This window comes from Edaphobacter aggregans DSM 19364, assembly GCF_000745965.1.
GTDB lineage: Bacteria > Acidobacteriota > Terriglobia > Terriglobales > Acidobacteriaceae > Edaphobacter > Edaphobacter aggregans.
This window is the reverse complement of sequence record NZ_JQKI01000023.1, coordinates 20,981-45,514: the sequence shown is the minus strand read 5'-3', so window position 1 is coordinate 45,514 and position 24,534 is coordinate 20,981. Positions and strand designations below refer to the sequence as shown.

The following is a 24,534-nucleotide window of genomic DNA, read 5'->3' as shown; positions in this document are numbered from 1 at the left end:
TTGCAGGTTGTCAGTTTGTGAGGCGGAAGGCTGAGGGGAGCAGGTCTGGGATGGTGGAGCGGGTGAGGGAGCCGTCGGCGGCGGGGAAGAAGATTTCAGTGGAGGGCGTGCTGAACTCGTGGATGGTCTGGCGGCAGGCTCCGCAGGGCTGCGAGGCGGCGTCGTTGAGGTTGACGATGACGACGGCGCGGAGGCGGAGGGCGGGGCCGTGGAGGGCGACGGCGGCGGCGATGGCGGCCTGCTCGGCGCAGGTGGTGAGGCGGTAGGAGGCGTTTTCGACGTTGCAGCCGGTGACGAGGTTGCCGTTTTCGAGGAGGAGTGCGGCGCCGACGCGGAAGTGGCTGTAGGGGGCGTATGCGTTTCCGGCTACGGCGAGGGCACGCTGGCGGAGGTCTTCGAGCTGGGACGGCGTGATGCTGCCGAGGGTGTCGTTTTGAGACATAAATGTGAGGCTATCGGGTGTGTTCGGTGAAGGCAAGTAATTGACCAGCTAATGCTTTGTGACGGCTGCGCGATAAGAGGGATGTGGACGACCTGACCAAAGAATTTATCGCAGAGAGCCAAGAGGGACTGGACCGCATGGAGCGGTGCCTGACTGAGCTCGAGGCTCGGCCTGAGGACCGTGCGCAGCTGGTGGGAGAGATCTTCCGCTCGGTGCATACGATCAAGGGCACGACGGGGTTTCTGGGGTTCAACCGGCTGGAGAAGCTGGCGCACGCGGGAGAGCATCTGCTGGGCTCGCTGCGCGAAGCGCGGCTGGCGGTGACCGAGGAGCTGATCAGCGGACTGCTGCGGCTGCTGGATGGGCTGCGGGCGATCCTGGCACTGATTGAGGAGACGGGCGGCGAGGGGACGCGCGCGGGCGATGACGACAGCGCGCTGATCGCGGAGCTTGCGGCGTTGAATGGAGAGGCCGCTGCGGGCGAACCGGAGAGGCCTGCGCCGGTGGTGATGATGAAGGCTGCGGGCGAGGTGGAGGCGGCGGCGCAGACGACGGCCGCGCAGGCGGTGCACGCGGCGGCAAACAGCGACAAGACGCTGCGCATTGATGTGGACGTGCTGAACCGGATGATGAACCTGGTCGGCGAGCTAGTGCTGACGCGCAACCAGATGCTGCAGAGCGGCGTGGAGTCGACGAACTTCCAGGAGCTGGCGCGGCGGCTGGACTCGGTGACGGCTGATCTGCGCGAGACGGTGATGCAGGCGCGGATGCAGCCGGTGGGGAATCTATTCGGCAAGTTTCCGAGGATGGTGCGCGACCTGGCGCGGACGTGCGGTCGCGATGTGCGGATCGAGTTCTCGGGGCAAGAGACGGGACTGGACAAGAGCCTGCTGGAGGCGATCAAGGACCCGCTGACGCATGCGGTGCGAAACGCGGTGGACCACGGGATCGAAGCTCCGGCGGATCGTGTGCTGGCGGGCAAGCCGGCGGAGGGATGCGTCCGGTTGCGGGCGTTCCATCAGAGCGGGTCGTGGTGATCGAGGTCTCGGACGACGGCGGCGGCATTGCGATGGAGCGCGTGCTGAAGAAGGCCGTCGAGCGTGGACTGGTGACCCTGGAGCAGGCCACGGAGATGACGGAGCGCGAGGCATTGCAGCTGATCTTTCTGCCGGGATTTTCGACGGCTTCGGCGGTGACGACGGTTTCGGGCCGCGGCGTGGGCATGGATGTGGTTCGTGCCAATGTGGAGAAGGTGGGCGGCAGCGTCGAGCTGGAGTCGAAGGTTGGCGTGGGCACGACGCTCAGGCTGCGGGTTCCGCTGACGCTGGCGATTGTGCCGGCGCTGGTAGTGCGCAGCGGGGGGCAGAGCTTTGCGCTGCCGCAGACGACGCTGGTGGAGCTGGTGTATATCCCGCCGCGACGGTGCTGGGCAACGGGACGCTGGCGCTGATTCTGGATATTGCGGCTACGGCGGCGCGCGCGGGCGTGAAGCCGGTGGTCGAAGAAGAGGAAGAGGAGCAGGGAGTAGCGCCAGAGCAGAAGGACGAGGCGTCGTTCCTGGTCTTTGAGGACAGGCCGCGCGAGCGCACGGCGCTTCCGCTGGGCGTGGTGGAGCGGATCGAGAGCGTTCCGCTGAGCCAGATCGAGTATGCGAACGGGCGCGCGCTGTTGCAGTATCGCGGCGAACTGCTGCAGCTGAGGGACGACGGCCGCGTGCTGGATGAGATGGAGTCGCTCGAGCAGAAGGGCGAGGAGACGGCGGCGACGGTGCTGATCTGTGGCGATGCGAGCGTGAAGGGATCTCCGCGACTGGGGGTTGTGGTGCGGAGGGTGCTCGATGTCTCCGATGGCACGCTGCTGGAGAAGGATGCGGCGAGCGGCGGGATGGACCTGGCGCTGGTGAAGGAGAAGCTTACGACGATCTTCCGCGGATTTGGCGCGGGCTCGGCGGATGCGTGGAGGGAGGTCGCGTGAAGATCGTGGGACAAGAGGCGCAGGGCGCACAGCAGATCCATGAGGAGGACGACAGCACGTCGCTGTGCTCGATGTTTGCGGGCAATGAGAGCTTCGGCATCGACACGGGCAAGATTCGCGAGGTGCTGGGCAAGCGCGAGAAGCTGGAGCGGGTTCCTATGGCTCCGGCGTTTGTGGCCGGTGTGGTTCCGTATCGCGGCGACGTGCTGACGACGGTGAGCTTTCGCGCGCTGCTAGGACTGCCGGAGAGCAAGGAGGCGGGCTGCGTGCTGGTGCTCGAAGACCGTGACGGCGAGGAGCGGTTCGGCCTGATGGTCGACGCAGTGGGAGCTGTGGTGACGGTGAGCCGGAGGATGCTGGAGGCCAATCCGTGCACGCTGGAGGCGAAGTGCAAGTGGCTGTTCGATGGAGCGTACAAGATGCCGAACGGATTGATGGTGCAGCTGGATCCGCAGAAGCTGCGCCCATCGCGGCTGGCCGAGACGGGAATGTTCAAGCAGGGAGTGACAGGGGAGAACGCATGAGGGCACTGATCGTGGATGATTCGAGCTTTATCCGGGAGTATCTGCGGCATCTGCTGGATCGGATGGGAATCGCGTGCGAGGAGGCCGTGGACGGAAGCGATGCGCTGGCGGTGCTGACGGATGAGAAGGAGTTTGACCTGATGTTGTTGGACGTGAACATGCCGGTGATGAACGGCCTGGAGTGCGTGAAAGCGCTGCGAGAGGTGAAGCTGCATCCGGAGATGAAGGTGATGATGGTGACGACGGAGGCGGACAACTCGTTCATCTCGATGGCACTAAACAACGGAGCCGACGAGTTTCTGATGAAGCCGTTCACGCCGGAGAGCCTGCGCGAGAAGATGATGCTTCTGGGCTTTTGCCGCCTGACGCCGGAAGGCAGTTGAGGAAGGGTGTTTCGTACTGCGGATTGCGGAAGGAAGAGGACAGGGCACATGGTGAATTCAGGGGAGCGGCCTCTGCGCGTTCTTGCGGTGGATGATTCGGCGGTGATGCGCGGGATCATGAGAACTCTGTTTGAGCGGCACGCGAACGATCCGTGCGGCGAGCTGCCGAAGATGGAGCTGGCGGGGGTGGCGCGGGACGGCGTGGAGTGCCTGGAGGCGGTGATGCGACTTGCGCCGGATGTGCTGGTGCTGGATCTGGAGATGCCCCGGCTGAGCGGGCTGGAGGTGCTGGATCATCTGCGCGCGAACAGGCAGCGGCTGCCGGTGATCATGTGCAGCTCGCACACGGAGCGCGGCGCGCGGGCGACTCTGGATGCGCTGACTCGCGGCGCGGCGGACTATGTGATGAAGCCGGCGGGGCAGAGGGACTTTGAGGGCGCGCTGGCTTCGCTGGCGGAGCAGCTGCTGCCGAAGATCGCCGCGCTGGTGAGTGTGCGGAGAGAGAGCGCGGTGTCGAGCGTTGTTCCGCGAGCGAGATTCACGGCTAGCTCGGAGGCCATGGATCGCCCGGTCGAAGCGGTGGTGATCGGAGCTTCGACGGGGGGACCGACGGCGCTGGAACAGCTGCTGCCGCGGCTTGCCCCGGATCTTCCGGTGCCGGTGCTGATTGTGCAGCACATGCCCAAGTTGTTTACGGGAGTGCTGGCGGAGCGGCTGGATCGATGCTGTGCGCTGCGAGTGGAGGAGGCCTACCATGGCGCGCCGCTGCGGGCGGGCCGTGTGCTGCTGGCTCCGGGAGATACGCATATGGAGGTGGCTCCGCATCTGCTGAGTGCTGCGGGCGAGCGGGTGCGCAGTGGCAGAGTGAAGCTGCACAGCCAGGAGCCCCTGAATCATTGCAGGCCATCGGTGGACTATCTGTTCTCTTCGGCGGCTCGCGTGTATGGTGCGGGAGTTCTGGCACTGGTGCTGACGGGCATGGGCTCGGATGGGCTGGACGGAGCGCGGGCGGTGCACGATTCGGGCGGCGTGGTGCTGGCGCAGGACGAGGCGAGCTCTGCGGTGTGGGGGATGCCGGGACGGATCTCGGAGTCGGGCATTGCAAGCGCTACGCTACCGCTGGACGCGATGGCGCGCGAGGTGAACCAGAGAGTGAATGCGGGGCGGGTGGCTAGAACGAGAGTGGCGCCGCGAGCAGCAGAGCTGACGAGTTTGCGGCGGGAGGTAGCGTATGGCCTGTACTGATTCCGATTACGCGTATCTGCGAGAGGTGGTGATGACGCAGTCGGCGAACATGATCGATCCTTCGCGCAATTCGCTGTTCGATTCTAAGCTGACGCCGCTTGCGCGGATGGCGGGAGCGTCGAACCTGGAGGACTTCGTGCATCTGCTGCGTTCGGACAGGCCGGCGCATCTGCATCGCGCGGTGGCCGAGGCGATGACGATCAACGAGACGAGCTTCTTCCGCGATGTAAAGCCGTTCGATCTGCTGCGCGAGACGATTCTGCCTCGGCTGATCGAGGCGAGGCGACACCAGCGCAGTCTGCGGATATGGAGTGCGGTGAGCTCGACGGGGCAGGAGGCCTACAGCCTGGCGATGATGCTCGCGGAGCATCTGCCGGAGATTGCGCTGTGGGACGTGAGGGTGATCGGGACCGACATCTCGCGGCAGGTGGTGGAGTATGCGCGCAGGGGACGGTACCGGAGGCTCGAGGTAAACCGCGGGCTGCCGGCGAGGATGCTGCTGAAGCATATGACGCGAGAGGGAGAGGAGTGGGAGATGAGCCCGCGAATTCGAGCGATGTGCGAGTTCGAGTGCGCTAATCTGTGCGGTCTGCTGCCGAAGCTTCCGGTGTTTGACCTGGTTCTGCTGCGGAATGTGCTGCTGTACTTTTCGCAGGAGGACAGGAGCGTGGTGTTTCGCGATGTGCACCAACATATGGCGCCAGATGGGTATCTTCTGCTGGGGAACGCGGAGCAGGCGGAGGAGTCGACGAATCTGTTTGAGGTGGAGTTCTCTGCGAACTCTTACTTTTATCGGCCGGTGTTTTAGGGCTGATGCGGGTGTGACGATGGCGGGGTAAGGAGCATCGCATAAGTGTGCGGCAGGTATGCTGCTGAAAGAGCGACCTGGTTGGCGATGCCACGTACCCACTCGAACACGAAAGAGAAGGGAAGACCGAAGAGCACGGCTGTCTCTGTGGACGGCGACGTGCTGGAGTTGTTTCATCCGGTGACGGCGCGGTGGTTTCGCGAGGCGCTGGGCGAGCCGACGGCTCCGCAGGTGGAGGGCTGGCCGGCGATTGCGCGTGGGGAGTCGACGCTGATCCTGGCGCCGACAGGCACGGGCAAGACGCTGACGGCGTTTCTGTGGTGCCTGAATAAGTTGATGCTGGGGACTGCGCCCGATGCGGAGCGCGGCTCGCGGGTGGTGTATGTGTCGCCGTTGAAGGCGTTGGCGGTGGACGTGGAGCGCAATCTGCAGCGGCCGCTGGAGGGGATTGCGGAGATGGCGCGGCGGGAGGGCGTGCGGGTGCACGTTCCGGAGATCGCCGTTCGAACGGGTGATACACCGCAGAGGGAGAGGGCGCGGTTCAAGAGGCATCCTGGAGAGATAGTGATTACAACGCCGGAGAGCCTGTACCTGATGCTGACCTCGGGGGCGGGCGAGGCGCTGCGGACGGTCGAGACGGTGATCGTTGATGAGATTCATGCGCTGGTTCCGACGAAGCGCGGGGCGCATCTGGCGGTGTCGCTGGAGAGGCTGGAGGCGCTTTGCGGGAGGCGGTTGCAGAGGCTTGGGCTGTCGGCGACGCAGAGGCCGCTGGAGGAGGTGGGGCGGTTTCTGGGAGGAGCGAGTCAGCGAGAAAGCGAGTCAGCAAGTCAGCGAGTCAGCGGAGGAGCAAGTCAGCGAGTCAGCGAGTCAGCGAGTCAGCGGCTGGTTGCCGGAGTGCTCGATGAGGAAGAGAGTGCGGCGGCTGTGCCGGTATATCGGGCGGTGACGGTGGTGAATACGGGGGCGAGGAAGAGGCTGGAGCTGAAGGTGGAGGTTCCGGTGGAGGATATGGCCCGGCTGAGCACGGCGCTCGATCAGACGGACGAGGAGAGGGAGGCGGTAGGGACGAAGCGTGGGTCGATCTGGCAGTCGATCTATCCGCGTGTGCTGGAGATCGTTCGTGCGCATCGTTCGACACTGATCTTTGTGAATGCGCGTCGCGTGGCGGAGCGGATGGCGGGGGCGCTGAACGATCTGGCGGGAGAGTCGATTGCGCGGGCTCATCATGGATCGCTGGCGGCGGCGCAGCGCAGTGAGATCGAAGAGCTGCTGAAGGCGGGAGAGATTCGCGCGCTGGTTGCGACATCGTCGCTGGAACTGGGGATCGATATGGGGGCGATCGACCAGGTGGTGCAGATCGAGTCGCCGCCCTCGGTAGCGAGCGGGATGCAGCGGATTGGCAGGGCGGGGCACCAGGTGGGGGCGCGTTCGAGCGGGGTGATCTTTCCGAAGTATCGCGCCGATCTGGTGGCATGTGCCGCAGTGACGCGGGCGATGCACGAGGGGCATGTGGAGTCGACGAGGTTTCTGCGCAATCCGCTGGATGTGCTGGCGCAGCAGATTGTGGCAGTGGTGGCTCATCCTCCGCTGAGCAGAGACGTGGAGGCGACGCAGGCGAGGTGGAGCGGAGAAGAGGATGGGCCGGGGATCGGGTACGAGGAGTTGTTTGCGCTGATGCGGAGTGCGGCTCCGTTTGCGGGGCTGAGCCGCGAGGTTTTCGATGGGGTGCTGGATATGCTGGCGGGACGGTATCCGTCGGATGAGTTTGCAGAGCTGCGGCCGAGGATTACCTGGGACCGGAAGCGGCAGTGGATTACGCCACGTGCAGGTGTGAAGCGGATTGCGATTCTGAATGCGGGGACGATTCCGGATCGTGGGATGTATGGCGTGTTTCTTGCCGGCGAGCGGGCGAAGCCGGTGCGGGTGGGCGAGCTGGATGAGGAGATGGTCTTCGAGAGCAAGCCCGGGGAGACGTTTGTGCTGGGGGCTTCGGCGTGGAGGATCGAAGAGATTACGCATGACCGTGTGCTGGTGACGCCGGCGCCGGGCGAGGCGGGGAAGACGCCGTTCTGGCATGGAGACAGAGCGGGGAGGCCGCTGGAGTTTGGGCGCAGGATCGGCGCGCTGGTGCGGGAGGTGCGCGAGATGCCGCGGGGAGCGGCGGTGGCGAGGCTGGTGGAGTCGCACGATCTGGATCCGGTGGCGGCGGAGAATGTGCTTCGTTACATCGCGGATCAGGAGCTGGCGACGGTGGTGGTTCCGGATGACCGCAATGTTGTGGTGGAGCGGGTGCGCGATGAGCTGGGCTTCTGGAGGGTGTGTGTGCTGACGCCTTTTGGAAGCCGCGTGCATGCGCCGTGGTCGATGGCGGCTACGGCGAAGGTGCGGGCGCTGGGTGGTCCTGATGTGGAGGCGATGTGGAGCGAGGACGGGTTTGTGCTGCGCTTTCCGGAGACGGACGAGCCGCCGAGTGTCGAGCCGTTTTTGCTGGAGGCGACGGAGGCGGCTGAGCTGGTGATGGGGCAGCTGAGCGCGACGCCGATGTTTGCGGCGAAGTTTCGTGAGAGCTCGGCGAGGGCGTTGCTGCTGCCGAGGAGGCGGGCGGATGGCAGGACTCCGCTGTGGCAGCAGCGGAAGCGGGCGTATGACCTGCTGCGGGTGGCGAGCCGGTATGCGGAGTTTCCGATGGTGCTGGAGGCGTATCGCGAGTGCCTGAGGGATGTGTTCGATATGCCGGCCCTGATGGAGACGCTGGAGAGTGTGGCGAATCGAACGCTGCGGGTGCATACGGTGGACTCGCGGACGCCGAGCCCGTTCGCTTCGGCTCTGCTGTTTGGGTACGTGGCGAATTATCTGTACGACGGCGATGCTCCGCTTGCCGAGCGGAGGGCTCAGACGCTGGCGATCGATCAGGATCAGCTGCGCGAGCTGATGGGCGATGCGGACCTCCGCGAGCTGCTGGACGCGGGCGCGATCGAGGAGACCGAGGAGCAGCTGCAGTGCCTCGTGGACAACTACAAGGCGCGGACGATGGACGGCGTGCACGATCTGCTGCTGCGGCTGGGGGATCTGACGCGAGAGGAGCTGCGGCTCAGGTGCGCGAACGATGCGGTCTGCGGAAGCGTGGAGAAGCTGCTGCGGGCGAAGCGCGTGCTGGAGGTGGAGCTTGCGGGTGAGCGGAGACTGATCGCGGTGGAGGATGCGGCGCGGTATCGCGATGCGGTGGGAGTGGCGCTCCCGGCGCGATTGCCTGCGGCGTTTCTGGAGGTAGCGCCGGATGCGACGGTGGACCTGGTGCGGAGGTTTGCGCGGACGCATGGGCCGTTCACTACGCCGGAGTGCGCGTCGCGATTCGGCGTGCCGGTGGAACGGGTGGAGGCGGTGCTCGAGCGGCTCGTGCAGGCGGGACGTCTCGTTGAGGGAGGTTTCCGACCGGGGGGAGCGCATCGCGAGTGGTGCGAGGACGAGGTGCTGCGGACGATCCGGCGCAAGAGCCTGGCTCGTCTGCGCCGCGAGGTGGAGCCGGTGGAGCAGAGGACGCTGGCGAGGATGCTGACGCGATGGCAGGGCGTGGTGCAGCCGCGAAAGGGTCTGGATGCGCTGCTGGATGCGATCGAGAGTCTGCAGGGAGCACCGCTGCCGGCGTCGATTCTGGAGACGGAGATTCTGCCGGCGCGGATTGCGGGTTACAGGACGAGCGACCTGGATACGCTGATCGCCGCGGGCGAGGTGGTGTGGGTGGGGCTGGAGCCGCTGGGGGAGCGGGATGGTCGGGTTACGCTCTATCTTGCGGAGCAGCTATCGGCGCTGTGGCCTCTGCAGGCAGGTGGCAGGGAGCTGGGAACGGAGAGCAATGAGCGGGAGGGTGCGATTGTCGAGTACCTGAGGGCGCGGGGGGCTTCGTTCTTTCAGGAGCTGCATGAGGGCGTAGGCGGAGGGTATCCAGGTGAGACGCTGGATGCTCTGTGGCGGCTGGTGTGGCGGGGGATGATGACCAACGATGGCATGGCGGCGCTGCGGGCTTACTGCGAGCCTCCGGCGGCGTCGCGCAGGCCTGTGCGGAGGGAAGTGGGATTTCAGGCGGGGTTCAGGTCGAGACGGACTACACCCCCGAGTGGGCAGGGGCGATGGGCGCTGCAGGCGGCGGCGTTTGCCGAGGGGAGGTCGGCTACGGAGTGGAGCCATCGGGTGGCGTCGCAGCTGCTTGCCCGCTATGGCGTCGTGTTTCGCGAGACGGCGCATGCGGAGGGGTTGCCGGGGGGATTCTCGGCAGTCTACGACGTGCTGAAGGCGATGGAGGAGAGCGGGAAGGTTCGGCGCGGGTACTTTGCGGCGGAACTGGGAGCGACGCAGTTTGCGCTGCCGGCGGCGGTGGAGCTGTTGCGGTCGCTGCGTGCGCGGCGGGAAGACGGCAAGGTGGAGATGGTGGAGCTGGCGGCGACGGATCCGGCGAATCCTCATGGGGCTCTGCTGCGCTGGCCGGCGGCGGAGGCGGGGACGCTGCTGACGCGCAGCGTCGGGGCGAAGGTGATTCTTGGGGATGGGGCGTTGGTTGCGTATCTGCGGCGGGGGAATCCGAATGTGCAGGTGTTTCTGCCGGAGGAAGAGCCGCAGCGATCGCATGTGGCGCAAGGGCTGGCGGAGTTTCTTGTGCGGCGCGTGGAGGAGCGCAAGGAGGAGGGAGACGCGAGGGCGGGAATGCTGATCTCGACGGTGAACGGCGTTCCGGCGGGAGGACATGCGCTGGCGAAGTATCTGCTGGAGGCTGGGTTTTCGGCTGGCGCGACAGGGTTCTATGTGCGGAGAAAGGCGGAGTCGCTAACGGAGCGGTAGGCTGGTGGCGATCGGATGCGGGCGAGTTGGAGAGTGGGCTGCGAACCACTAGACTGACGGGATGTTGGCCCCGGCTACTGTCGTTGCAGCTCTGCTGACGCTGGCGCCGTTTGTTGCGGCGGCGTTCTTTGCAGACTGGTTTCGAGGGCTCAGGAAGAGACTTCCACCGCCGGTGAGGCTGATGCTGCCTGCGCTGCTGTGTATTCCTTACGTGCTGGTGGCGCGGTGGGGCGGGATCTTTCTATGGGACTGGTTTGCGCTGTATGCGTTGCTTCCGGTTGCGGTGGCGGTGCTGCTGGAGCATGCCAGGCAGAGCGACCCAGGTGGGCGCGGTACGTGGCGCGACTTTTTTGTGCTGGCGGTACTGGGGCTGGCGGTCGATCTGCGCTGGTTTGAGCCGGCGTGGCCGCCGCGGATGGCGGTCTTCAGTAAGATGCTTCTGCTGGATGCTGGGATCTATGGATTTCTGGTGATCCGGCAGCTGGATGGCGTGGGGTTCGATCTGCGGCTGCGCTGGCGCGACGTTGTGGTGGGGCTGAGGGAGTTCGCCTTCTACGTGCCGATTGCGCTGCCGCTTGGGCTGGCATTGGAGTTTCTGCATCTTCACGTCGGATTGCCTAGTCTTGCGCGGGCTGCGGGAGCCTTTGTGGGGACGTTCTTCTTCATTGCAGTGCCAGAGGAACTGTTCTTTCGAGGGTGGTTGCAGAATCTGCTGGAGCGGCGCATGGGGCGGGTTCCGGCGTTGGTGTTGACGGCGGTGCTGTTTGGGCTGTCGCACTTCAACAAGCGTGCAGCGTACTTCAACTGGCGTTATGTATTGCTGGCGGCGGTGGCGGGGGTGTTCTACGGGCGGGCGTGGCGCGCGGAGCGCAGGGTAGGGGCGGCGGCGATGACGCATGCCTCGGTGGACACGGTGTGGTCGCTCTGGCTGAGATGAAGGCCGTGTGTGGAGGGGTAGCGGAGATAGCCGAGGCCGACGCGCATGTTGCGGCTGACCGGGCCGGGAACGGTGATGGCGAGGGATATTCCGAAGATCGCGTGCATCAGTCCCAGCGTGTAGAGGTTGCGGTAGCGAAGGAAGAGCATGCAGGCGGCGAATCCCCAGATGAGCGTGATGACGGTGAGGAGCGGGTTGGGGAGGTGAGCGGTGGCAAAGAGGCCGGCGGCCGCGGCAATCGCTGCGCGTTGACTGGGGAGGATGCGAAGCAGGCGGAGCAGGACGAAGCACTGCAACAGAAACTGCTGTACGAGCGACCAGAGGGCGTATCCCCAGAATGCCTTGATGAAGGGCGCGGTGCCGTGCGGGTGGTGCAACGTGCGGAGTTTGAGGGCGAAGACGATGGCGATGGATGCGAGGAGAAGTGCGCCGCCGAGGGTCCAGAGCGAACGGCTGGGTCGCGAGGGGCGCAGGCCGGTGATGGCCCAGCCGTCGAACGAGAGAATGGTGACGAGAAGAATCCAGGCGACGGCAGCGAGATAGAGGGGCCTCTGGAAGTAGCGCGGCGTCCAGAGCACAAGGAGGATAAGGCCGTAGCCGGTGGTAAGTTCGAGGAGATCGCGTCGCCGACTCGGGGAGAGAGACGGACGGGGTATCGAGGCGACGGCCGAAGAGTCTGACTCGCAGAACATGGCGGCGTTCTCGCAACGGAAGCAAACATCTTAGACCATTTCTCGGGTCGTGGTGCAGTCGAGCGAGACAATTTTTTACGATGTGGCACAGACTACTGCGGGGCCGGGACGGGCTGCGGCTGTTTGTTCTTGTCTCCGCCGCCGCCGAAGATTTTTTGAAAGATGTTCTTCTTCTTCTGCGGCTGCTCCGGCTGGCTGGGCGGAGGGGTGGCGTTCGGCGAGGTGACGGGAGAGGAATGCGGGACGGGTGGCGGCGCGGCAGAAGACGGATTTGAGGCGGGATTTGGCTCTGCCGGGTGGCCGCCGAGGCCGAAGAGCTTCTGGAAGAAGTTCTGGGGGCTCTCGTTCATCTGGCTGCAGGACCCGGTGGGCGCGGTTCCGTCGAGGAAGGCGGCGTTCGTCGTGTGGTCGGGGCACGAGGAGTCGGCGAGCAGGCCCGAATCGCGGTCGACCTTCGCGACGGTGACACCCTCGGGCGGCGAGAAGGGCTTGACGTCGGAGTACTGCGGAAGCTGGATGGCACGCTTCATGAACTCGGCCCAGATCGGCGCAGCGGCGTGGGCTCCTTCGATCTTGACGTCGGTGTAGTCGTCGTTGCCGACCCAGACGATGCAGATGAGGTTGGAGGTGTAGCCGGCGAACCAGGCGTCGTGGCTGGTTCCGGTCTTGCCGGCTGCGGGAGCGCTGAAGCCGCGTGCGCGGACGGCTGCGGCGGTGCCGTAGTTCATCACGCCTTCGAGCAGCGACTGCGTAAGGTAGGCGGCTCGCGGGTCCATGACCTGCTTGGCCTCGGGCGCGTAGTCGGCGACGATGTCGCCGTTGGGGTTGCGAACCGAGGCGAGCATCCACGGGTTGATGTGAACTCCGCTATTGGCGAAGACAGTGTAAGCGCCGGCCATATCGATAGGCGTGGCGTCATAGGACCCGATTGCGACCGAAGGGGTTCCGCGGACATTTGCGATGCCGGCTGAGCGGGCGAGCGCGGCGACATTGTTGTAGCCGACCTCCTGGGCAAGAGCGATGGTGGCAATGTTGAGCGAGTGCGCGAGGGCGTTGACGGCAGTTACCATGCCGGGGTACTCGCCCTTCACGAAGTTGCCAGGCATATACGACTTACCAGCGGTACCGAAGTCCTGGGGATCGTCGTTGATTTTAGTGACTGCGGTGAAGGGACCGTTACCGTCGATGTTCGTTCCATTGAGCGAAGTGTTGTAGGCCGTGGCGTAGACGAAGGGCTTGAAGATAGAGCCGGTGGGACGTTGGGCGACGGCGTGGTTCAGCTGCGATTGCGCGTAGTTTCTTCCGCCGACGAGGGCGAGAACCTGGCCAGTGTGGGGGTTAAGGGCGATGAGCGCGACCTGCGGATAGGTGATGGGGCCGCCATCTTCTTTGCGGGCGTAGCGCTTGCGCACCATCTCGTCGACGTTCTTCATGCCGATATCGACGGCCTCGGAGGCAGCGCGCTGGAGGTCGGGATCGAGAGAGGTGTAGATGCGGAGGCTCTGATGAGCGAGATCCTGATCGCTGATGCGCTGGACGAGCTGATCGTGGACGAGATCGACGAAGTAGGGGGCCTCGCTGGCGTCGACGCTCAGGGGCGCCAGGCGGAGGGGCTCGGCCTTGGCGCGCGTGGCCTCGGAGGCGGAGATGGCTCCGGTCTCGACCATGGAGTCGAGTACAACGTTGCGGCGAGCGATGGCGCGCTCGGGGTGACGGTAGGGGTTGAGGCGGCTTGGGCTCTGGATCATGCCCGCGAGGAGGGCTTCCTGAGCGGTGTCGAGTTGCTTGAGATCTTTGCCGAAGAAGGCCTGCGAGGCCTCACCGAATCCGTTGATGTCGTAGCTTCCGCGGTGCCCCAGGTTGATCTGGTTGGCGTACATCTCGAAGATCTGCTGCTTGGAGAAGCGCGACTCGAGCTGGAAGGTGATCAGGATCTCGATGAGCTTGCGCTTGAGACGCTTCTCGGGCGTGAGGAAGAAGCCGCGCGCCAGCTGCATGGTGATGGTGGAGCCGCCGCAGCGTTTGCGGCCGCTGGTGACATCCTGGACGCCACACTTGACGATGCGAAGGAAGTTGATGCCGCTGTGCTCGAAGAAGTTGCGGTCTTCGATGGAGGTGACCGCCTGAACCATGCGCGGGGGAATGTCTTTGTAGGTGATGAGGCGGCGCTTGGTTCGGCTGCTGTCCTCGGAGAGCGCGGTGATGAGCTGCGGCTCGAGCTCGTAGGCGCTGAGCGCGGCTCCGTTCTCGGCGGTAATGCGCTGGACGACTCCGCTGCTGGTCGTGATGGTGGCGCCGTCGGTGGTGTGGTAACTCTCGGGGCCGGGCTTGATGAAGATGCTGTCGCCGTTGATCTGGTAGGTGCCGAGCTGCGGGTTGCTGTTGTAGCCTGCGCGGTGGAGGTCAGCGGCGATCGTGGAGGCGGAGAGCTTCTGGCCGTTGCGGACCTCGCGCGGGGCGGCGTAGATCTGCGAGACGCTGGCAAACATCGGCCCTTTGGCGAGCCGGTCGTCGACGATGCGCTCGTACTTGAAGTAGAAGTAGCCGAAGACAGTGGCGGCAAGTACGAGGCAGCCTAGCACTGCGACCAGCGCGACTCGGACGAAGCGGTTCTCGAGATGGAGCCTGTCGATGAAGCTCCGCTGGGTGCCACCGGATTTGCTGCTGCCGTATTTGAGTTTGACGGGCAAGGTGCTTCTTTCTTAAGACGGTTTGATGGCAAAAGCGGGAAGCGCGGGCTGCAGGGCGGATGTTATCTGATCAGCTACGGTTGAGGCTATGCGCTCCAGTGCAACTTCTTGGGTATGGCGGTTGAGGCGGTCAACGAATTCAACCTTGCCTTCAGCAATTCCGCGTCCGATGTTGATTCGATAGGGGATGCCGATGAGGTCCGCGTCCTTGAACTTGACCCCGGCGCGCTCGTCGCGATCGTCGAGCAGAACGTCGAGACCGGCCTCAGTGAGCTCGGCGGCAACCTTTTCGCCGGCGGAGGACAGGGCGGCGTCGGCGGTGTTGGTGACGGTGACGACGACCTGGAAGGGCGCGATAGCCGGGTGCAGGGCGTAGGCGGAGCCATCGTTTGCTGCGGCGGATGACTCGATGGCCGCGGTAAGGATGCGCTCGATGCCGATGCCGTAGCTTCCCATGATGGGCGTGACCTCTTTACCGTCGCGGTTGAGGACGGAGGCTCCCATGGATTTGGAGTACTTGTAGCCGAGCTTGAAGATGTGGCCGATCTCGACGGCCTTGCCGAGGCGCAGAGGTTCGCCGCAGACGGGATCGAGTTCGCCCTCGTTAATGTTGCGCACGTCGGCGACGACGGTCGGCTTGAAGTCGCGCGTGGGAGTGACGTTGCGAAGATGGTACCCCTCCTTGTTGGCTCCGGCGATGAGGTTGGTGCGGCTTTCGAGAGCTTTGTCGAGGATGACGAGCGTGCCGGGTTTCTTCGGGTGCGGCGCGGGGTCGAGGCCGATGGGGCCGAGGTAGCCGGCGGGAGCCTTGAAGATCTCGACGATTTCTTCCGGAGTCATCGGGCGTAGTTCTCCGCCTGCGAGCGCGGCAAGTTTGGCCTCGTTGAGCGAGTGATCGCCGCGGAGGAAGATGACGACGGGACGAAGCGCGCCGAGCTTAGCGTGGTCGGCCTCGGGAAGCGCGGCCATGTAGGCCATGGTCTTGATCTGGTACTGCGGCTGGACGTTGAGGAAGGCGCCGACCTCTTCGATAGTACGCTGGCCGGGCGTGTGGACGAGCTCGGGCTGGCCGTCGCCTGTGGGCGCGAGATCTTCGACCAGAGCGAGGCGCGAAGTGGCTTTCTCGAGGTTGGCGGCGTAGCCGGAGGAGGAGCTGGCGATGAGGTCTTCGCCGGCGTCGGTGTAGACCATGAACTCCTGCGAGGCCGAGCCTCCCATGGCGCCAGAGTCGGCTTCGACGGCGACGAACTCGAGCCCGCAGCGAGTGAAGATGCGGCGGTAGGCAGTATCGTGCTTGTTGTAACTATCGTCCAGACCCGCCTCATCGATGTCAAAGGAGTAGGCGTCCTTCATGATGAACTGGCGCACGCGCAGCAGGCCGGACTTGGGGCGCGGCTCGTCGCGGAACTTGGTCTGGATCTGGTACCAGATCTGCGGGAGCTGCTTGTAGCTGCGCAGCTCGTTGCGCGCGATGGAGGTCATGACCTCTTCGTGCGTCATGCCGAGGCAGAGATCGGCGCCCTTGCGGTCCTTGAGGCGGAACATGTTGTCGCCCATCACCTGCCACCGTCCGGTCTCCTCCCATATCTCGCGCGGGTTGAGCGCGGGCAGCAGAAACTCCTGGCCGATCTTGTCCATCTCCTCGCGCACGATGGCGATGATCTTGTTGATGGAGCGGTTGCCGAGGAAGAGATAGCTGTAGATGCCTGCGCCGAGCTGGCGGACGTAGCCGGCGCGGAGAAGGAGCTTGTGGCTGGCGACCTCGGCGTCTGCAGGGGCTTCACGAAGGGTGGGGATGAAGAGTTGCGACCAGCGATGCATGCGTTCTGAGTGACCTTCCGGCTCTTCGAGCGAGGGCTTGATGACGTTCTCCCTATTCTAACTTCCGACGCAGGCCGATTTGTCTGCGAATCGTTACGGTTGCGTCGACAGACGATAACGGCACTTGCGGGGATAGCCTTTGCGATGGATGATGCAGTCGGCGGGAACGTCGACGATCTCGACTAATTCAGCGCCGGCGAGCTCGAGGGTTCTTCGTGAGGCGAAGTTCTCGGGGTCGCAGGTGATCCAGAGCGGATTGATGGCGAGCCTGTGCGCAAAGGGAAGGAGGAGGCGAACGGCGCGGGCTGCGTAGCGATGACCTCGATGTTGAGGAAGGACACCGTAGCCGATGTGGCCTGCTAACGGACGAGGTGATCGGTTGAGCCGATGGAGAGTCGGATGTTGCCGAGGACTTCGTGGGTCTCGCGATGAACCATGTAGAACTGGTAGGTCGGCACGTGATGCGCGGGATGGAGCTCGAAGCGAACGAGAACGAGCTGGAACTCGCCTTCGCAGAGGCCCTCTGGAGTGAGGGGCATCGAGAGGGAGTCGAGGTTGAGAGGCTCCTGCATGCGGCGCTGCGGTTAGATCAGCTCGAGAGTCCAGAGATCGTGGAGATACGTCCATCGCTCACGAAAGACAGTCATGTTAGCTTACGGAGTTTACAGAACTCTCTTCGTGGGTTGTTGAAACAAATTTTGCATCGATTCCACCCGTTCTCTTGGCCAGAGCATTGAAACATACTGCCATCGCCGCCCCCGAGAGCCAACCGGTGAAGGCATGCGCAAGAATTGAGGCAAAGCAGCCAAAAAGACAATAGATTGTGCTTGTCGACCGCGAGAGGTTGATAGTGATATTGAGATGAAAAAGAGGACCCACTATGCCTAGGGGCAGGGACAGGGATGGAGCATCGGTAAACGCAAAAAATAGAAAATTGCCGAGACCAACTATCCCGTATCCAATTGCAAATATAGTTGCGACTGCTTCCCACCGAACGGAAATGATGCGCATTGGCGTCGAATTTACCTTGGTTTCCAGTTTAGTTCAATGTTGATTTGAACTTTGATGGAAACGTCAAAGGAGCTGCAATGTCCAGAGGTCATGGAGATGAACGACGCCCTGAGCTTGATGGTGAGGATCGGTGACGATCAGCGAGGTGATCTTCTTCTCTTCCATCAGGGCGAGCGCAGAGGACGCGAACGCGGATGCCGCGATGGTGACGGGATGCGTATTCATGATCTCGGCTGCAGTGTGATCGAGGGCACGGCCGCCGTCGCGCTCGAGCAGGCGGCGCAGGTCGCCGTCGGAGATCATGCCGAGCAGGAGGCCGTTGTCGTCGAGCACGGTAGTCATGCCGAGCTTCTTGCGGGACATCTCGTAGATGACCTGGGGCATGGGGGTTGAGGGAAGGACGCGCGGCAGGGCATCGCCGGAGTGCATCAGGTCGGCGGCGCGGGCGAGGCGCTTGCCAAGGCGGCCTCCGGGGTGAAGCTCTGCGAAGTCTTCGGGACGCCAGCCGCGGCGTCGGCTGACCTCGAGGGCGAGCGCGTCACCGAGGGCGAGCATGACAGTGGTGGAGGCTGTGGGCGCGAGGTTGTGCGGGCAGGCTTCGGTGGAGACGCTGGAGTCGAGTACGACATCACTGGCCTGCGCGAGGGTTGAGGTTGGGCAACCGCAGAGGGTGATGATCTTGTCGGCGAGCCGCTTGAGGAGCGGGAGAAGGCGGAGGAGTTCTTCGGTCTCGCCGCTCGAGGAGAGCGCGATGACGGTGTCGCCGTGCGAGAGCATGCCGAGGTCGCCGTGCACGGCGTCGGCGGGATGCAGGTAGTGGGCGGGGGTTCCGGTGGAGCGGAGCGTGGCGGCGATCTTGCGGGCGATGATGCCGCTCTTGCCGATGCCGGTGACGATGATGCGACTCTGCCGGGCGATGGTCTCGAGCAGCAGATCGACGGCCTGGGTGAAGGGTGGAAGCATGGGGCCGTCGAGCCGGAGGGAGAGCTCGAGCAGAGCGCGGGCCTCGATGCGGACGAACTCGGAGGGGAGCGTGTGGCCTTCGGGATTGAGCGGAGCGTCGGACATGATTCTGCGAGGTGTTGTTATCAGCGGGTAATTCTGAGCGACATCGTTTTGAGCCTTCCCGATGCTAGCAGAGCGGGTGACGACGACGGCGTTGTACGAGCCGTAATAGGGTCTGTCGGATCAGGAAAATTCATATGCAAATTTGCGGCGAGGGGACTAGAGTAATCTGCTACGGGGCCCTGCACGATGTAGTTGAGGAGGGCTTGCGATGTCGCTGAAGCACTATATTATTCGCGGCGGTATCGAAGGGTGGGAGCGGCTACGGATTCTGTCGAGGGTGATGCAACCGACGACCCTTGAACTGCTACGGCGTGTAGGCACGCGGCCTGGTATGACTTGTCTTGAAGTTGGCTGCGGAAGTGGAGACGTAGCCTTCGATCTGGCGAGAATGGTTGGCCGAGCAGGACGAGTCGTCGCCACCGACATCGATCAGATCAAGCTGGATCTGGCCCGGGATGAGGCGACAAAACAGCAGGTAGAGAATGTCGAATTTCGATATTCCGACATCATGCGGGAGGAGGTCGAAGGCAAATTCGATCTCGTTCATTGCAGATTCATTCTGACGCACCTGCCTGATCCGGTGTCTGCGCTGAGCCATATGTACGGGGCACTGCGCACGGATGGGATCATCGCGGTGGAGGATATTGATTTTCGCGGCTACTTTTCCTATCCCGACTTTGAAGCTCACCGGCAGTATGTCGATCTGTATATGCGCACAGTGGAGCGCAGGGGAGGAGATCCCTGCATCGGGCCGAAACTACCGTCGCTTCTCGCGGATGCGGGGTTCCAGCAGATACGGATGAATGTGGTCCAACCCGCGGGAACCGATGGAGAGGTGAAGCTGATCTCTCCGCTCACGATGGAGAACATTGCGGATGCCGTGATCGACGAAGGGCTCCTATCGCGAGAGGAGGCCGACAGTATTATCGATCAGCTCTATACGTTCGCGCGCACGGAAGGAACGGTGGGATGTATGCCGAGGGTGATTGAGGCGTGGGGTATGCGAGCAGCCTTCGCGTAGGTTGGGCAGCGCTGCAGAGCCAGATTTTCCTCCCAAGAGCAGTCAGCTCACGAATGCGTCTAAACTGAAGGTAGTGCTTGTTGTTTGGGCCGGAAGGATGCGGATTGTGATGCGGAGAGCGTTGGTTCTTGGTGTGATGGTGGTGGGGATTGCTCTGCTGCTCTGGGCGGGCTGGCATAACCTTCGCGAGCGAAAGCTGGCGATGCAGAGGGCGCGCGAGAGCCAAGTGGTGCTGATTCCGGAGAAGCAGGGTTCGGAGGCGCAGGGTGGTTCGCAGAGTGGAACCGAGGCCGACGGTCTGGTTCCGGTGATGCGGGGCAAGCAGGCTCCGGCGTTTGCGCTCACGAGCCTGGATGGCAAGAAAGTGTCGTTGGCGGACTACAAGGGGCGGCCGGTGCTGGTGAACTTCTGGGCTACGTGGTGCGGGCCGTGCAAGGTTGAGATGCCGTGGTTCGAGGAGTTTCGTAAGCAGTATGCGGCCCAGGGCTTTGAGGTGCTTGGGCTGGCCGATGATGCTGATGCGGGAAAGGACGCGATTGCGAAGGTTGCGGGCAAGGCCGGCGTGAGCTATCCGATCCTGCTGACCGATGGGAAGGTGCAGACTGCGTACGGCGGGCTGGACGTGCTGCCGATGTCGTTTTATGTGGACCGGAACGGCGTGATTGTGGAGCAGACGGCGGGGCTGGGCTCGAAGGAGCAGATCGAGGCGAACATCAAGAAGATTGTTGGGCCGGGCGCGGTGGCTCAGGCAGGTGGTCAGTGATGCGGGCTGCGGTTGTGGCTGGGTTGATGCTGGGGTCGGGGCTGGCGTCGACGATGGGGGCGCAGCAGGAAAGCCTGACGACTCCGCCGGCGAAGCCGAAGCAGTATGTGAGCTATGCGGCCGAAGAGCAGGTGGTGAAGGCAGGGAAGAAGGCCGTCGTTGAGCTGCGCTTCCGTGTCACGGATGGATTTCATGTGAACTCGCATACTCCGAAGTCGGAGCTGCTGATTCCGACGAACCTTACGCTTCAGCCGGCGGCGGGGGTGAAGGCTGAGGCGATCGAGTATCCGGCGGGGACCGAGTACAGCTTCAGCTTCGAGCCTAAGGAGAAGCTGGATGTTTATTCGGGGGCGTTCACGGTGAAGCTTCCGGTGGTTGCTGAAGCTGGCTCGCACACGGTGAGCGGCGTGCTGCGCTATCAGGCTTGCGATAACGCGGCGTGTTACCCGCCGAAGAGTCTTCCGGTTGAGGTCGTTCTCACCGCGAAGTAGCGAGAACGGTTCCGGCTGCGCGGTGAGCGGCTGCCGCGATGCGGCGCGATGGCATGATGGGACGAGACGGTAAAGCGAGACGAGCAGTGCAATGGAAGAGTTCAGAAGACTGACCAGGCTGCCAGCCTATGTGTTCAACATCACCAGCGAGCTGAAGGCCGCGGCACGCAAGCGGGGCGAGGACATCATCGACTTCGGGATGGGAAATCCCGACGGAGCGACTCCGAAGAACATCGTCGACAAGCTGATTGAGGCGGCGCAGAAGACGCAGACGCATCGCTACTCGCTGTCGCGGGGGATTCCGCGGCTGAGGCGGGCGATCTCGAACTGGTATAGGACGCGGTACGGTGTCGAGATCGACCCGGAGACCGAGGCGATCGTGACGATCGGTTCCAAAGAAGGCATCGCGCATCTGTGCCTGGCGGTGCTGGATGATGCGGATACGGTGGCGGTTCCGAATCCGAGTTATCCGATCCACATCTTCGGGCCGGTGATCGCGGGGTCGAAGGTGCGGAGCATCAATATTGCGGATGTGGCCGGCGCGGACGACGTGCTGACGCGGCTTGAGTATGAGCTGCCGCGGATGGAGCCGCGGCCGAAGCTGCTGATCCTGAACTTTCCTGCGAATCCTACGACGCAGTGCGTCGACCTGCCGTTCTTCGAGCGGGTTGTAGCGCTCTGCAAGGAGCTGGGGATTTATCTGGTTCACGATCTTGCTTACGCGGACCTGGTGTTTGACGGGTATCGCGCGCCGAGCGTGCTGGAGGTTCCGGGCGCGAAGGACGTTGCGGTCGAGTTTTTCACGCTGTCGAAGAGCTACAACATGCCGGGGTGGCGGGTGGGCTTCATGGTGGGGAACCGGAAGCTGGTCTACGCGCTGGGCCGGATCAAGAGCTACTTCGACTATGGGACGTTCACGCCGATCCAGGTGGCCTCGATCCAGGCGCTGGAGGGGCCGCAGGAGTGCGTGCGGGAGATTGTGGAGAACTACAAGTGCCGGCGCGATGTTCTGGTGCCGGGGCTGAATAAGCTGGGGTGGCCGGTGGAGCTGCCGAAGGCGACGATGTTTGCCTGGGCGAGGATTCCGGAGCAGTACCGCGGGCTCGGCTCGATCGAGTTCTCAAAGAAGCTGCTGACGGACGCCAAGGTCGCGGTGAGCCCGGGCGTCGGGTTCGGTGAGCATGGCGACGGCTACGTGCGGTTCTCGCTGATCGAGAACGAGGAGCGGACGCGACAGGCGCTGCGCGGGATCAAGCAGATGTTCCGCAACGGTTAGGGCGGATGTTTCGCAACGGCTAGGGCTCCCCCTGTCTTTGTGCAAAGTATTCAAAACAGATAAGTTAGGCCCGTATTTTGACGCTAAACTATTGATTGTAAAGGTGGTTTTTGTAGATTATTGAAAGTAAATAAGAAAATCCCCGGAATGGCCCGGGGATTTTCTTATTTCTTATGCTTAGACTTTAAGTCTAGCAGATGGAGGGAAATCAATTGGCAGATGTAAGTTGCTGATTGTATGCTGGTTAGTTGGATCGGGGGCTTGACACGCGTCTTCTGCCCGTTTTTTGAGGTTCTGGGCAGAAAGAATTTGTTGGTGCCTTCGTCGTGGGGACGGCGATCAGGCCTGCAGATTCTTTGCCCGGGTTTGCAGGTAGTTTTTTAGCTCCTGCTCGGAGTCGAGCGACGTTCCTGCGTATGGAGAGGCAAGGCGGGGGAGTGCAGGGTTTCCGGCGTCAGGGTGGAGCGGCTGATGGGGGACGTCTGCGACTGGAGCTTCCGGCTCTGCGGCGGGCTTTGCCGCTGCCTTTGAGCGGGTGGAGGGCTTTGGTTTCGCGGCGACTTTTGCCTTCTTCGCGGGGGCATCGGGGGACGGGACGCCTTCGGTCAGGTCACGGACGGTGCGGATGAGGCGGTCGCGCTTGGCCGAGAGTTTGGCTGCGGCGATGTCGCGGTCGGCGTCGGAGGGAAAGCTCTCAAACTTGTGGAGGTGGGCAAGCTTGCGCTCGAAGAGGCTGATCTCTTCTTCGAGGGACTTAATGGTGTACTTGTTGCTGAATGGGGCGGTAGACATTAAAAACCTCCGAGGGACCTGAGTACGGTGGAGCGGCGAGGGGAGAGGAGCGCAGGCCAAGCGCGGGAGGGTTCCGGGTAGAGGGAGTGGGCTAAACGAAGAGGGACGGTCCGTCCCTTGAGACAGGCGGACCGTCCTTCTACCTGAAGTCGATTAGAGGGCCTGGACGTTCTCGGCCTGCCAGCCCTTGGGGCCCTTGACGACGTTGAACTGAACGCTCTGACCTTCCTGCAGCGAACGGAAGCCGTTGCTCTGAATGGCGGAGTGATGCACGAAGACATCCTCACCGTTGGCGCGGCTGAGGAAGCCGAAGCCCTTTGCGTCGTTAAACCACTTTACGATTCCTTGTTCCATTGACTTGTTCCTTGATGTAGCAAATTTACCGCTGAACTCAGATGTTGGAATTGATTGCGAGTAGAGCGGACTGCCAGAACAAGCAAGAACACCAGACCGGATTCGACGGTCAGATACAAGTCTAACAGGTGTGTGGATAAAAGGGGCTTATTTCTGTAACGGGTTTGTAATAGCGCGAGCTGCGGCAGGCGGGCAACCTTTTGGCGGCTTTGGATGGCGGCTGACGCGGTAAGTAAGATGATTGTATGGAAAAGAAGCAACTTGGTAACTCTGATTTGGCGCTGACACCAATTGGTTTTGGCGCGTGGGCGATCGGCGGCGGCGACTGGCAGTTTGCGTGGGGACCGCAGAACGATACTGATTCGATTGCGGCGATTCATAAGGCGCTGGATCTGGGGATCAACTGGATCGATACGGCAGCTGTATACGGTCTGGGCCACTCGGAAGAGGTGGTGGCGCGAGCGCTGAAGACGGCCTCGCAGAAGCCGTACGTGCTTACGAAGTGCGGCTTGGTGTGGAACGAGAAGCGCGAGGTGACGAACAGTCTGAAGCAGGTACGGCGCGAGTGCGAGGACAGCCTGCGGCGGCTGGGTGTGGAGGCGATCGACCTGTACCAGATGCACTGGCCGAAGCCGGATGAGGACGTGGAAGAGGCGTGGGGCGTGATGGCCGATCTGAAGAAGGAGGGCAAGGTGCGCTGGATTGGCGTGTCGAACTTCAGCGTGAGCCAGATGGAGCGGGCGATGAAGATCGCTCCGATTACGTCGAACCAGCCGCCGTACTCGATGCTGAACCGGTCGATAGAGGCGGAGGTTCTGCCGTTCTGCGAGAAGAATGGCATTGGGACGATCAGCTATGCGCCGATGCACTCGGGCCTGCTGACGGGAGCGATGACGAAGGAGCGCGTGGCGAATTTTCCGAAGGACGACTTCCGCCGCAATGCGAAGAACTACCAGGAGCCGTTGCTCTCGCGGAATATTGCGGTCGCGGAGTTTATCGGCGAGATCGGCAAACGCCATGGCGTGAGCGCGGGCGTGGTCGCGATTGCTTGGGTGCGGCACCATTCCGCGGTGACTGCGGCGATCGTCGGCGGGCGCAGCGCGAAGCAGGTGGAGGGCGTGATTCCTGGGGCGACTTTCCGGTTATCGGAGGAGGAGTTCGGGGAGATTCAGGCTTATCTGAAGGAGCATGTTTCGTAGCTTGGAGCGGTTGTAACGAAAAGCCCCGGCTGCCGGCCGGGGTTTTTGTTTTAGGGGAAAGCACGCTCGGAGAAGCATTCTGCAAACCCAATCTCAGAAGCGAGATGTGGGGCGCCCGGCAATCAAGGCCGCCAGATATGGGGCACCCGGCGATGCTTGACGCGCGGGATTCAGCTGGGAGCTGTGTTGGGTTGAGGCGGTTGGTTC

The 24,534-nt window shown here is 63.1% G+C and carries 23 protein-coding genes; 14 read left to right on the top strand and 9 right to left on the bottom strand.

The window, feature by feature from the left end; genetic code table 11:
- Positions 1-10: 10 nt before the first annotated feature.
- The gene (gene cdd, locus Q363_RS11825) at positions 11-442 is read right to left on the bottom strand and encodes a cytidine deaminase (RefSeq protein ID WP_035350339.1); all 432 of its coding nucleotides are present in this window, start codon (positions 440-442) and stop codon (positions 11-13) included.
- 83 nt (positions 443-525) lie between these two features.
- Between cdd and Q363_RS43985 the strand changes: the two genes are divergently transcribed.
- The 9 genes from Q363_RS43985 to Q363_RS11790 all read left to right on the top strand — a co-directional run bounded on the left by Q363_RS43985 (position 526) and on the right by Q363_RS11790 (position 11,149).
- Positions 526-1,479, top strand: coding sequence for a chemotaxis protein CheA (locus Q363_RS43985; RefSeq protein ID WP_051978675.1), 954 nt, complete (start codon positions 526-528; stop codon positions 1,477-1,479).
- Positions 1,437-1,892, top strand: coding sequence for an ATP-binding protein (locus tag Q363_RS43980; protein ID WP_245632173.1), 456 nt, complete (start codon positions 1,437-1,439; stop codon positions 1,890-1,892). The genes Q363_RS43985 and Q363_RS43980 overlap by 43 nt, the downstream gene beginning before the upstream one ends.
- Positions 1,865-2,416: a hypothetical protein gene (locus tag Q363_RS43975; RefSeq protein ID WP_051978673.1), complete on the top strand. Its 552-nt coding sequence runs from the start codon at positions 1,865-1,867 to the stop codon at positions 2,414-2,416. The genes Q363_RS43980 and Q363_RS43975 overlap by 28 nt, the downstream gene beginning before the upstream one ends.
- Positions 2,413-2,940, top strand: a complete 528-nt coding sequence (locus Q363_RS11815) for a chemotaxis protein CheW (protein ID WP_035350337.1) — start codon at positions 2,413-2,415, stop codon at positions 2,938-2,940. Before Q363_RS43975 ends, Q363_RS11815 begins: the two co-directional genes overlap by 4 nt.
- Complete coding sequence (locus tag Q363_RS11810) at positions 2,937-3,323, top strand: response regulator (RefSeq protein ID WP_035350335.1); 387 nt, start codon at positions 2,937-2,939, stop codon at positions 3,321-3,323. The genes Q363_RS11815 and Q363_RS11810 overlap by 4 nt, the downstream gene beginning before the upstream one ends.
- Before the next feature lie 48 nt (positions 3,324-3,371).
- Positions 3,372-4,568, top strand: a complete 1,197-nt coding sequence (locus Q363_RS11805) for a protein-glutamate methylesterase/protein-glutamine glutaminase (protein ID WP_051978672.1) — start codon at positions 3,372-3,374, stop codon at positions 4,566-4,568.
- Positions 4,555-5,376 carry a CheR family methyltransferase gene (locus tag Q363_RS11800; RefSeq protein ID WP_035350332.1) on the top strand — a complete coding sequence of 274 codons (822 nt, stop codon included), beginning with the start codon at positions 4,555-4,557 and terminating at the stop codon, positions 5,374-5,376. Before Q363_RS11805 ends, Q363_RS11800 begins: the two co-directional genes overlap by 14 nt.
- Positions 5,377-5,463: 87 nt before the next feature.
- A complete protein-coding gene (locus Q363_RS11795; protein WP_084080263.1) occupies positions 5,464-10,212 on the top strand; it encodes an Lhr family ATP-dependent helicase in 4,749 nt (1,582 codons plus the stop codon).
- Between the two features lie 61 nt (positions 10,213-10,273).
- The gene (locus Q363_RS11790; RefSeq protein ID WP_035350330.1) at positions 10,274-11,149 is read left to right on the top strand and encodes a CPBP family intramembrane glutamic endopeptidase; all 876 of its coding nucleotides are present in this window, start codon (positions 10,274-10,276) and stop codon (positions 11,147-11,149) included.
- On the opposite strand, the gene Q363_RS11785 is transcribed toward Q363_RS11790, so the two are convergent.
- The 6 genes from Q363_RS11785 to Q363_RS11765 all read right to left on the bottom strand — a co-directional run bounded on the left by Q363_RS11785 (position 11,056) and on the right by Q363_RS11765 (position 18,431).
- Positions 11,056-11,841, bottom strand: a complete 786-nt coding sequence (locus tag Q363_RS11785) for a CPBP family glutamic-type intramembrane protease (RefSeq protein ID WP_035350328.1) — start codon at positions 11,839-11,841, stop codon at positions 11,056-11,058. The genes Q363_RS11790 and Q363_RS11785 overlap by 94 nt on opposite strands.
- A gap of 92 nt (positions 11,842-11,933) precedes the next feature.
- A complete protein-coding gene (locus tag Q363_RS11780) occupies positions 11,934-14,531 on the bottom strand; it encodes a transglycosylase domain-containing protein (protein ID WP_035350327.1) in 2,598 nt (865 codons plus the stop codon).
- 12 nt (positions 14,532-14,543) lie between these two features.
- Positions 14,544-16,352 carry a proline--tRNA ligase gene (locus tag Q363_RS11775; RefSeq protein ID WP_035350324.1) on the bottom strand — a complete coding sequence of 603 codons (1,809 nt, stop codon included), beginning with the start codon at positions 16,350-16,352 and terminating at the stop codon, positions 14,544-14,546.
- A gap of 93 nt (positions 16,353-16,445) precedes the next feature.
- Positions 16,446-16,703 (bottom strand): GNAT family N-acetyltransferase, encoded by a 258-nt coding sequence (locus tag Q363_RS43970; RefSeq protein ID WP_245632176.1) that lies wholly within the window; start codon positions 16,701-16,703, stop codon positions 16,446-16,448.
- Between the two features lie 8 nt (positions 16,704-16,711).
- Positions 16,712-16,924: a hypothetical protein gene (locus Q363_RS43965; protein WP_035350323.1), complete on the bottom strand. Its 213-nt coding sequence runs from the start codon at positions 16,922-16,924 to the stop codon at positions 16,712-16,714.
- A gap of 502 nt (positions 16,925-17,426) precedes the next feature.
- A complete protein-coding gene (locus Q363_RS11765; RefSeq protein WP_051978671.1) occupies positions 17,427-18,431 on the bottom strand; it encodes a KpsF/GutQ family sugar-phosphate isomerase in 1,005 nt (334 codons plus the stop codon).
- Between the two features lie 208 nt (positions 18,432-18,639).
- On the opposite strand from Q363_RS11765, the gene Q363_RS38005 reads away from it, so the two are divergent.
- From Q363_RS38005 to alaC, 4 genes are all read left to right on the top strand, one after another.
- Complete coding sequence (locus Q363_RS38005) at positions 18,640-19,452, top strand: class I SAM-dependent methyltransferase (protein WP_084080262.1); 813 nt, start codon at positions 18,640-18,642, stop codon at positions 19,450-19,452.
- A 109-nt stretch (positions 19,453-19,561) separates the two neighbouring features.
- Positions 19,562-20,215, top strand: coding sequence for a TlpA family protein disulfide reductase (locus Q363_RS11750; RefSeq protein WP_035350391.1), 654 nt, complete (start codon positions 19,562-19,564; stop codon positions 20,213-20,215).
- Complete coding sequence (locus Q363_RS11745; RefSeq protein ID WP_245632172.1) at positions 20,215-20,706, top strand: protein-disulfide reductase DsbD N-terminal domain-containing protein; 492 nt, start codon at positions 20,215-20,217, stop codon at positions 20,704-20,706. The genes Q363_RS11750 and Q363_RS11745 overlap by 1 nt, the downstream gene beginning before the upstream one ends.
- Before the next feature lie 91 nt (positions 20,707-20,797).
- Positions 20,798-21,982: an alanine transaminase gene (gene alaC, locus Q363_RS11740; protein ID WP_035350318.1), complete on the top strand. Its 1,185-nt coding sequence runs from the start codon at positions 20,798-20,800 to the stop codon at positions 21,980-21,982.
- Between the two features lie 339 nt (positions 21,983-22,321).
- Here the strand turns inward: alaC and Q363_RS11735 are convergent, their stop codons facing one another.
- Both Q363_RS11735 and Q363_RS11730 read right to left on the bottom strand, forming a co-directional pair.
- On the bottom strand, positions 22,322-22,774 hold the full coding sequence (locus Q363_RS11735) for a hypothetical protein (RefSeq protein ID WP_035350317.1): 453 nt from the start codon (positions 22,772-22,774) through the stop codon (positions 22,322-22,324).
- A 153-nt stretch (positions 22,775-22,927) separates the two neighbouring features.
- Complete coding sequence (locus Q363_RS11730) at positions 22,928-23,128, bottom strand: cold-shock protein (protein ID WP_035350315.1); 201 nt, start codon at positions 23,126-23,128, stop codon at positions 22,928-22,930.
- A 245-nt stretch (positions 23,129-23,373) separates the two neighbouring features.
- On the opposite strand from Q363_RS11730, the gene Q363_RS11725 reads away from it, so the two are divergent.
- Positions 23,374-24,327 (top strand): aldo/keto reductase, encoded by a 954-nt coding sequence (locus tag Q363_RS11725; RefSeq protein ID WP_035350313.1) that lies wholly within the window; start codon positions 23,374-23,376, stop codon positions 24,325-24,327.
- Positions 24,328-24,534: the final 207 nt, after the last annotated feature.

What these genes read in the sequence shown, in the direction of transcription:
- Q363_RS11735 (WP_035350317.1), bottom strand. Translation starts at nt 22,774, where the DNA reads ATGTCTACCGCCCCATTCAGCAACAAGTACACCATTAAGTCCCTCGAA.
- Q363_RS11725 (WP_035350313.1), top strand. Translation starts at nt 23,374, where the DNA reads ATGGAAAAGAAGCAACTTGGTAACTCTGATTTGGCGCTGACACCAATT.
- Q363_RS11750 (WP_035350391.1), top strand. Translation starts at nt 19,562, where the DNA reads ATGCGGAGAGCGTTGGTTCTTGGTGTGATGGTGGTGGGGATTGCTCTG.
- alaC (WP_035350318.1), top strand. Translation starts at nt 20,798, where the DNA reads ATGGAAGAGTTCAGAAGACTGACCAGGCTGCCAGCCTATGTGTTCAAC.
- Q363_RS43965 (WP_035350323.1), bottom strand. Translation starts at nt 16,924, where the DNA reads ATGCAGGAGCCTCTCAACCTCGACTCCCTCTCGATGCCCCTCACTCCA.
- Q363_RS11730 (WP_035350315.1), bottom strand. Translation starts at nt 23,128, where the DNA reads ATGGAACAAGGAATCGTAAAGTGGTTTAACGACGCAAAGGGCTTCGGC.
- Q363_RS11775 (WP_035350324.1), bottom strand. Translation starts at nt 16,352, where the DNA reads ATGCATCGCTGGTCGCAACTCTTCATCCCCACCCTTCGTGAAGCCCCT.
- cdd (WP_035350339.1), bottom strand. Translation starts at nt 442, where the DNA reads ATGTCTCAAAACGACACCCTCGGCAGCATCACGCCGTCCCAGCTCGAA.
- Q363_RS11745 (WP_245632172.1), top strand. Translation starts at nt 20,215, where the DNA reads ATGCGGGCTGCGGTTGTGGCTGGGTTGATGCTGGGGTCGGGGCTGGCG.
- Q363_RS11790 (WP_035350330.1), top strand. Translation starts at nt 10,274, where the DNA reads ATGTTGGCCCCGGCTACTGTCGTTGCAGCTCTGCTGACGCTGGCGCCG.
- Q363_RS11805 (WP_051978672.1), top strand. Translation starts at nt 3,372, where the DNA reads ATGGTGAATTCAGGGGAGCGGCCTCTGCGCGTTCTTGCGGTGGATGAT.
- Q363_RS43980 (WP_245632173.1), top strand. Translation starts at nt 1,437, where the DNA reads ATGCGTCCGGTTGCGGGCGTTCCATCAGAGCGGGTCGTGGTGATCGAG.
- Q363_RS11765 (WP_051978671.1), bottom strand. Translation starts at nt 18,431, where the DNA reads ATGTCCGACGCTCCGCTCAATCCCGAAGGCCACACGCTCCCCTCCGAG.
- Q363_RS38005 (WP_084080262.1), top strand. Translation starts at nt 18,640, where the DNA reads ATGTCGCTGAAGCACTATATTATTCGCGGCGGTATCGAAGGGTGGGAG.
- Q363_RS11785 (WP_035350328.1), bottom strand. Translation starts at nt 11,841, where the DNA reads ATGTTCTGCGAGTCAGACTCTTCGGCCGTCGCCTCGATACCCCGTCCG.
- Q363_RS11810 (WP_035350335.1), top strand. Translation starts at nt 2,937, where the DNA reads ATGAGGGCACTGATCGTGGATGATTCGAGCTTTATCCGGGAGTATCTG.
- Q363_RS11795 (WP_084080263.1), top strand. Translation starts at nt 5,464, where the DNA reads ATGCCACGTACCCACTCGAACACGAAAGAGAAGGGAAGACCGAAGAGC.
- Q363_RS11800 (WP_035350332.1), top strand. Translation starts at nt 4,555, where the DNA reads ATGGCCTGTACTGATTCCGATTACGCGTATCTGCGAGAGGTGGTGATG.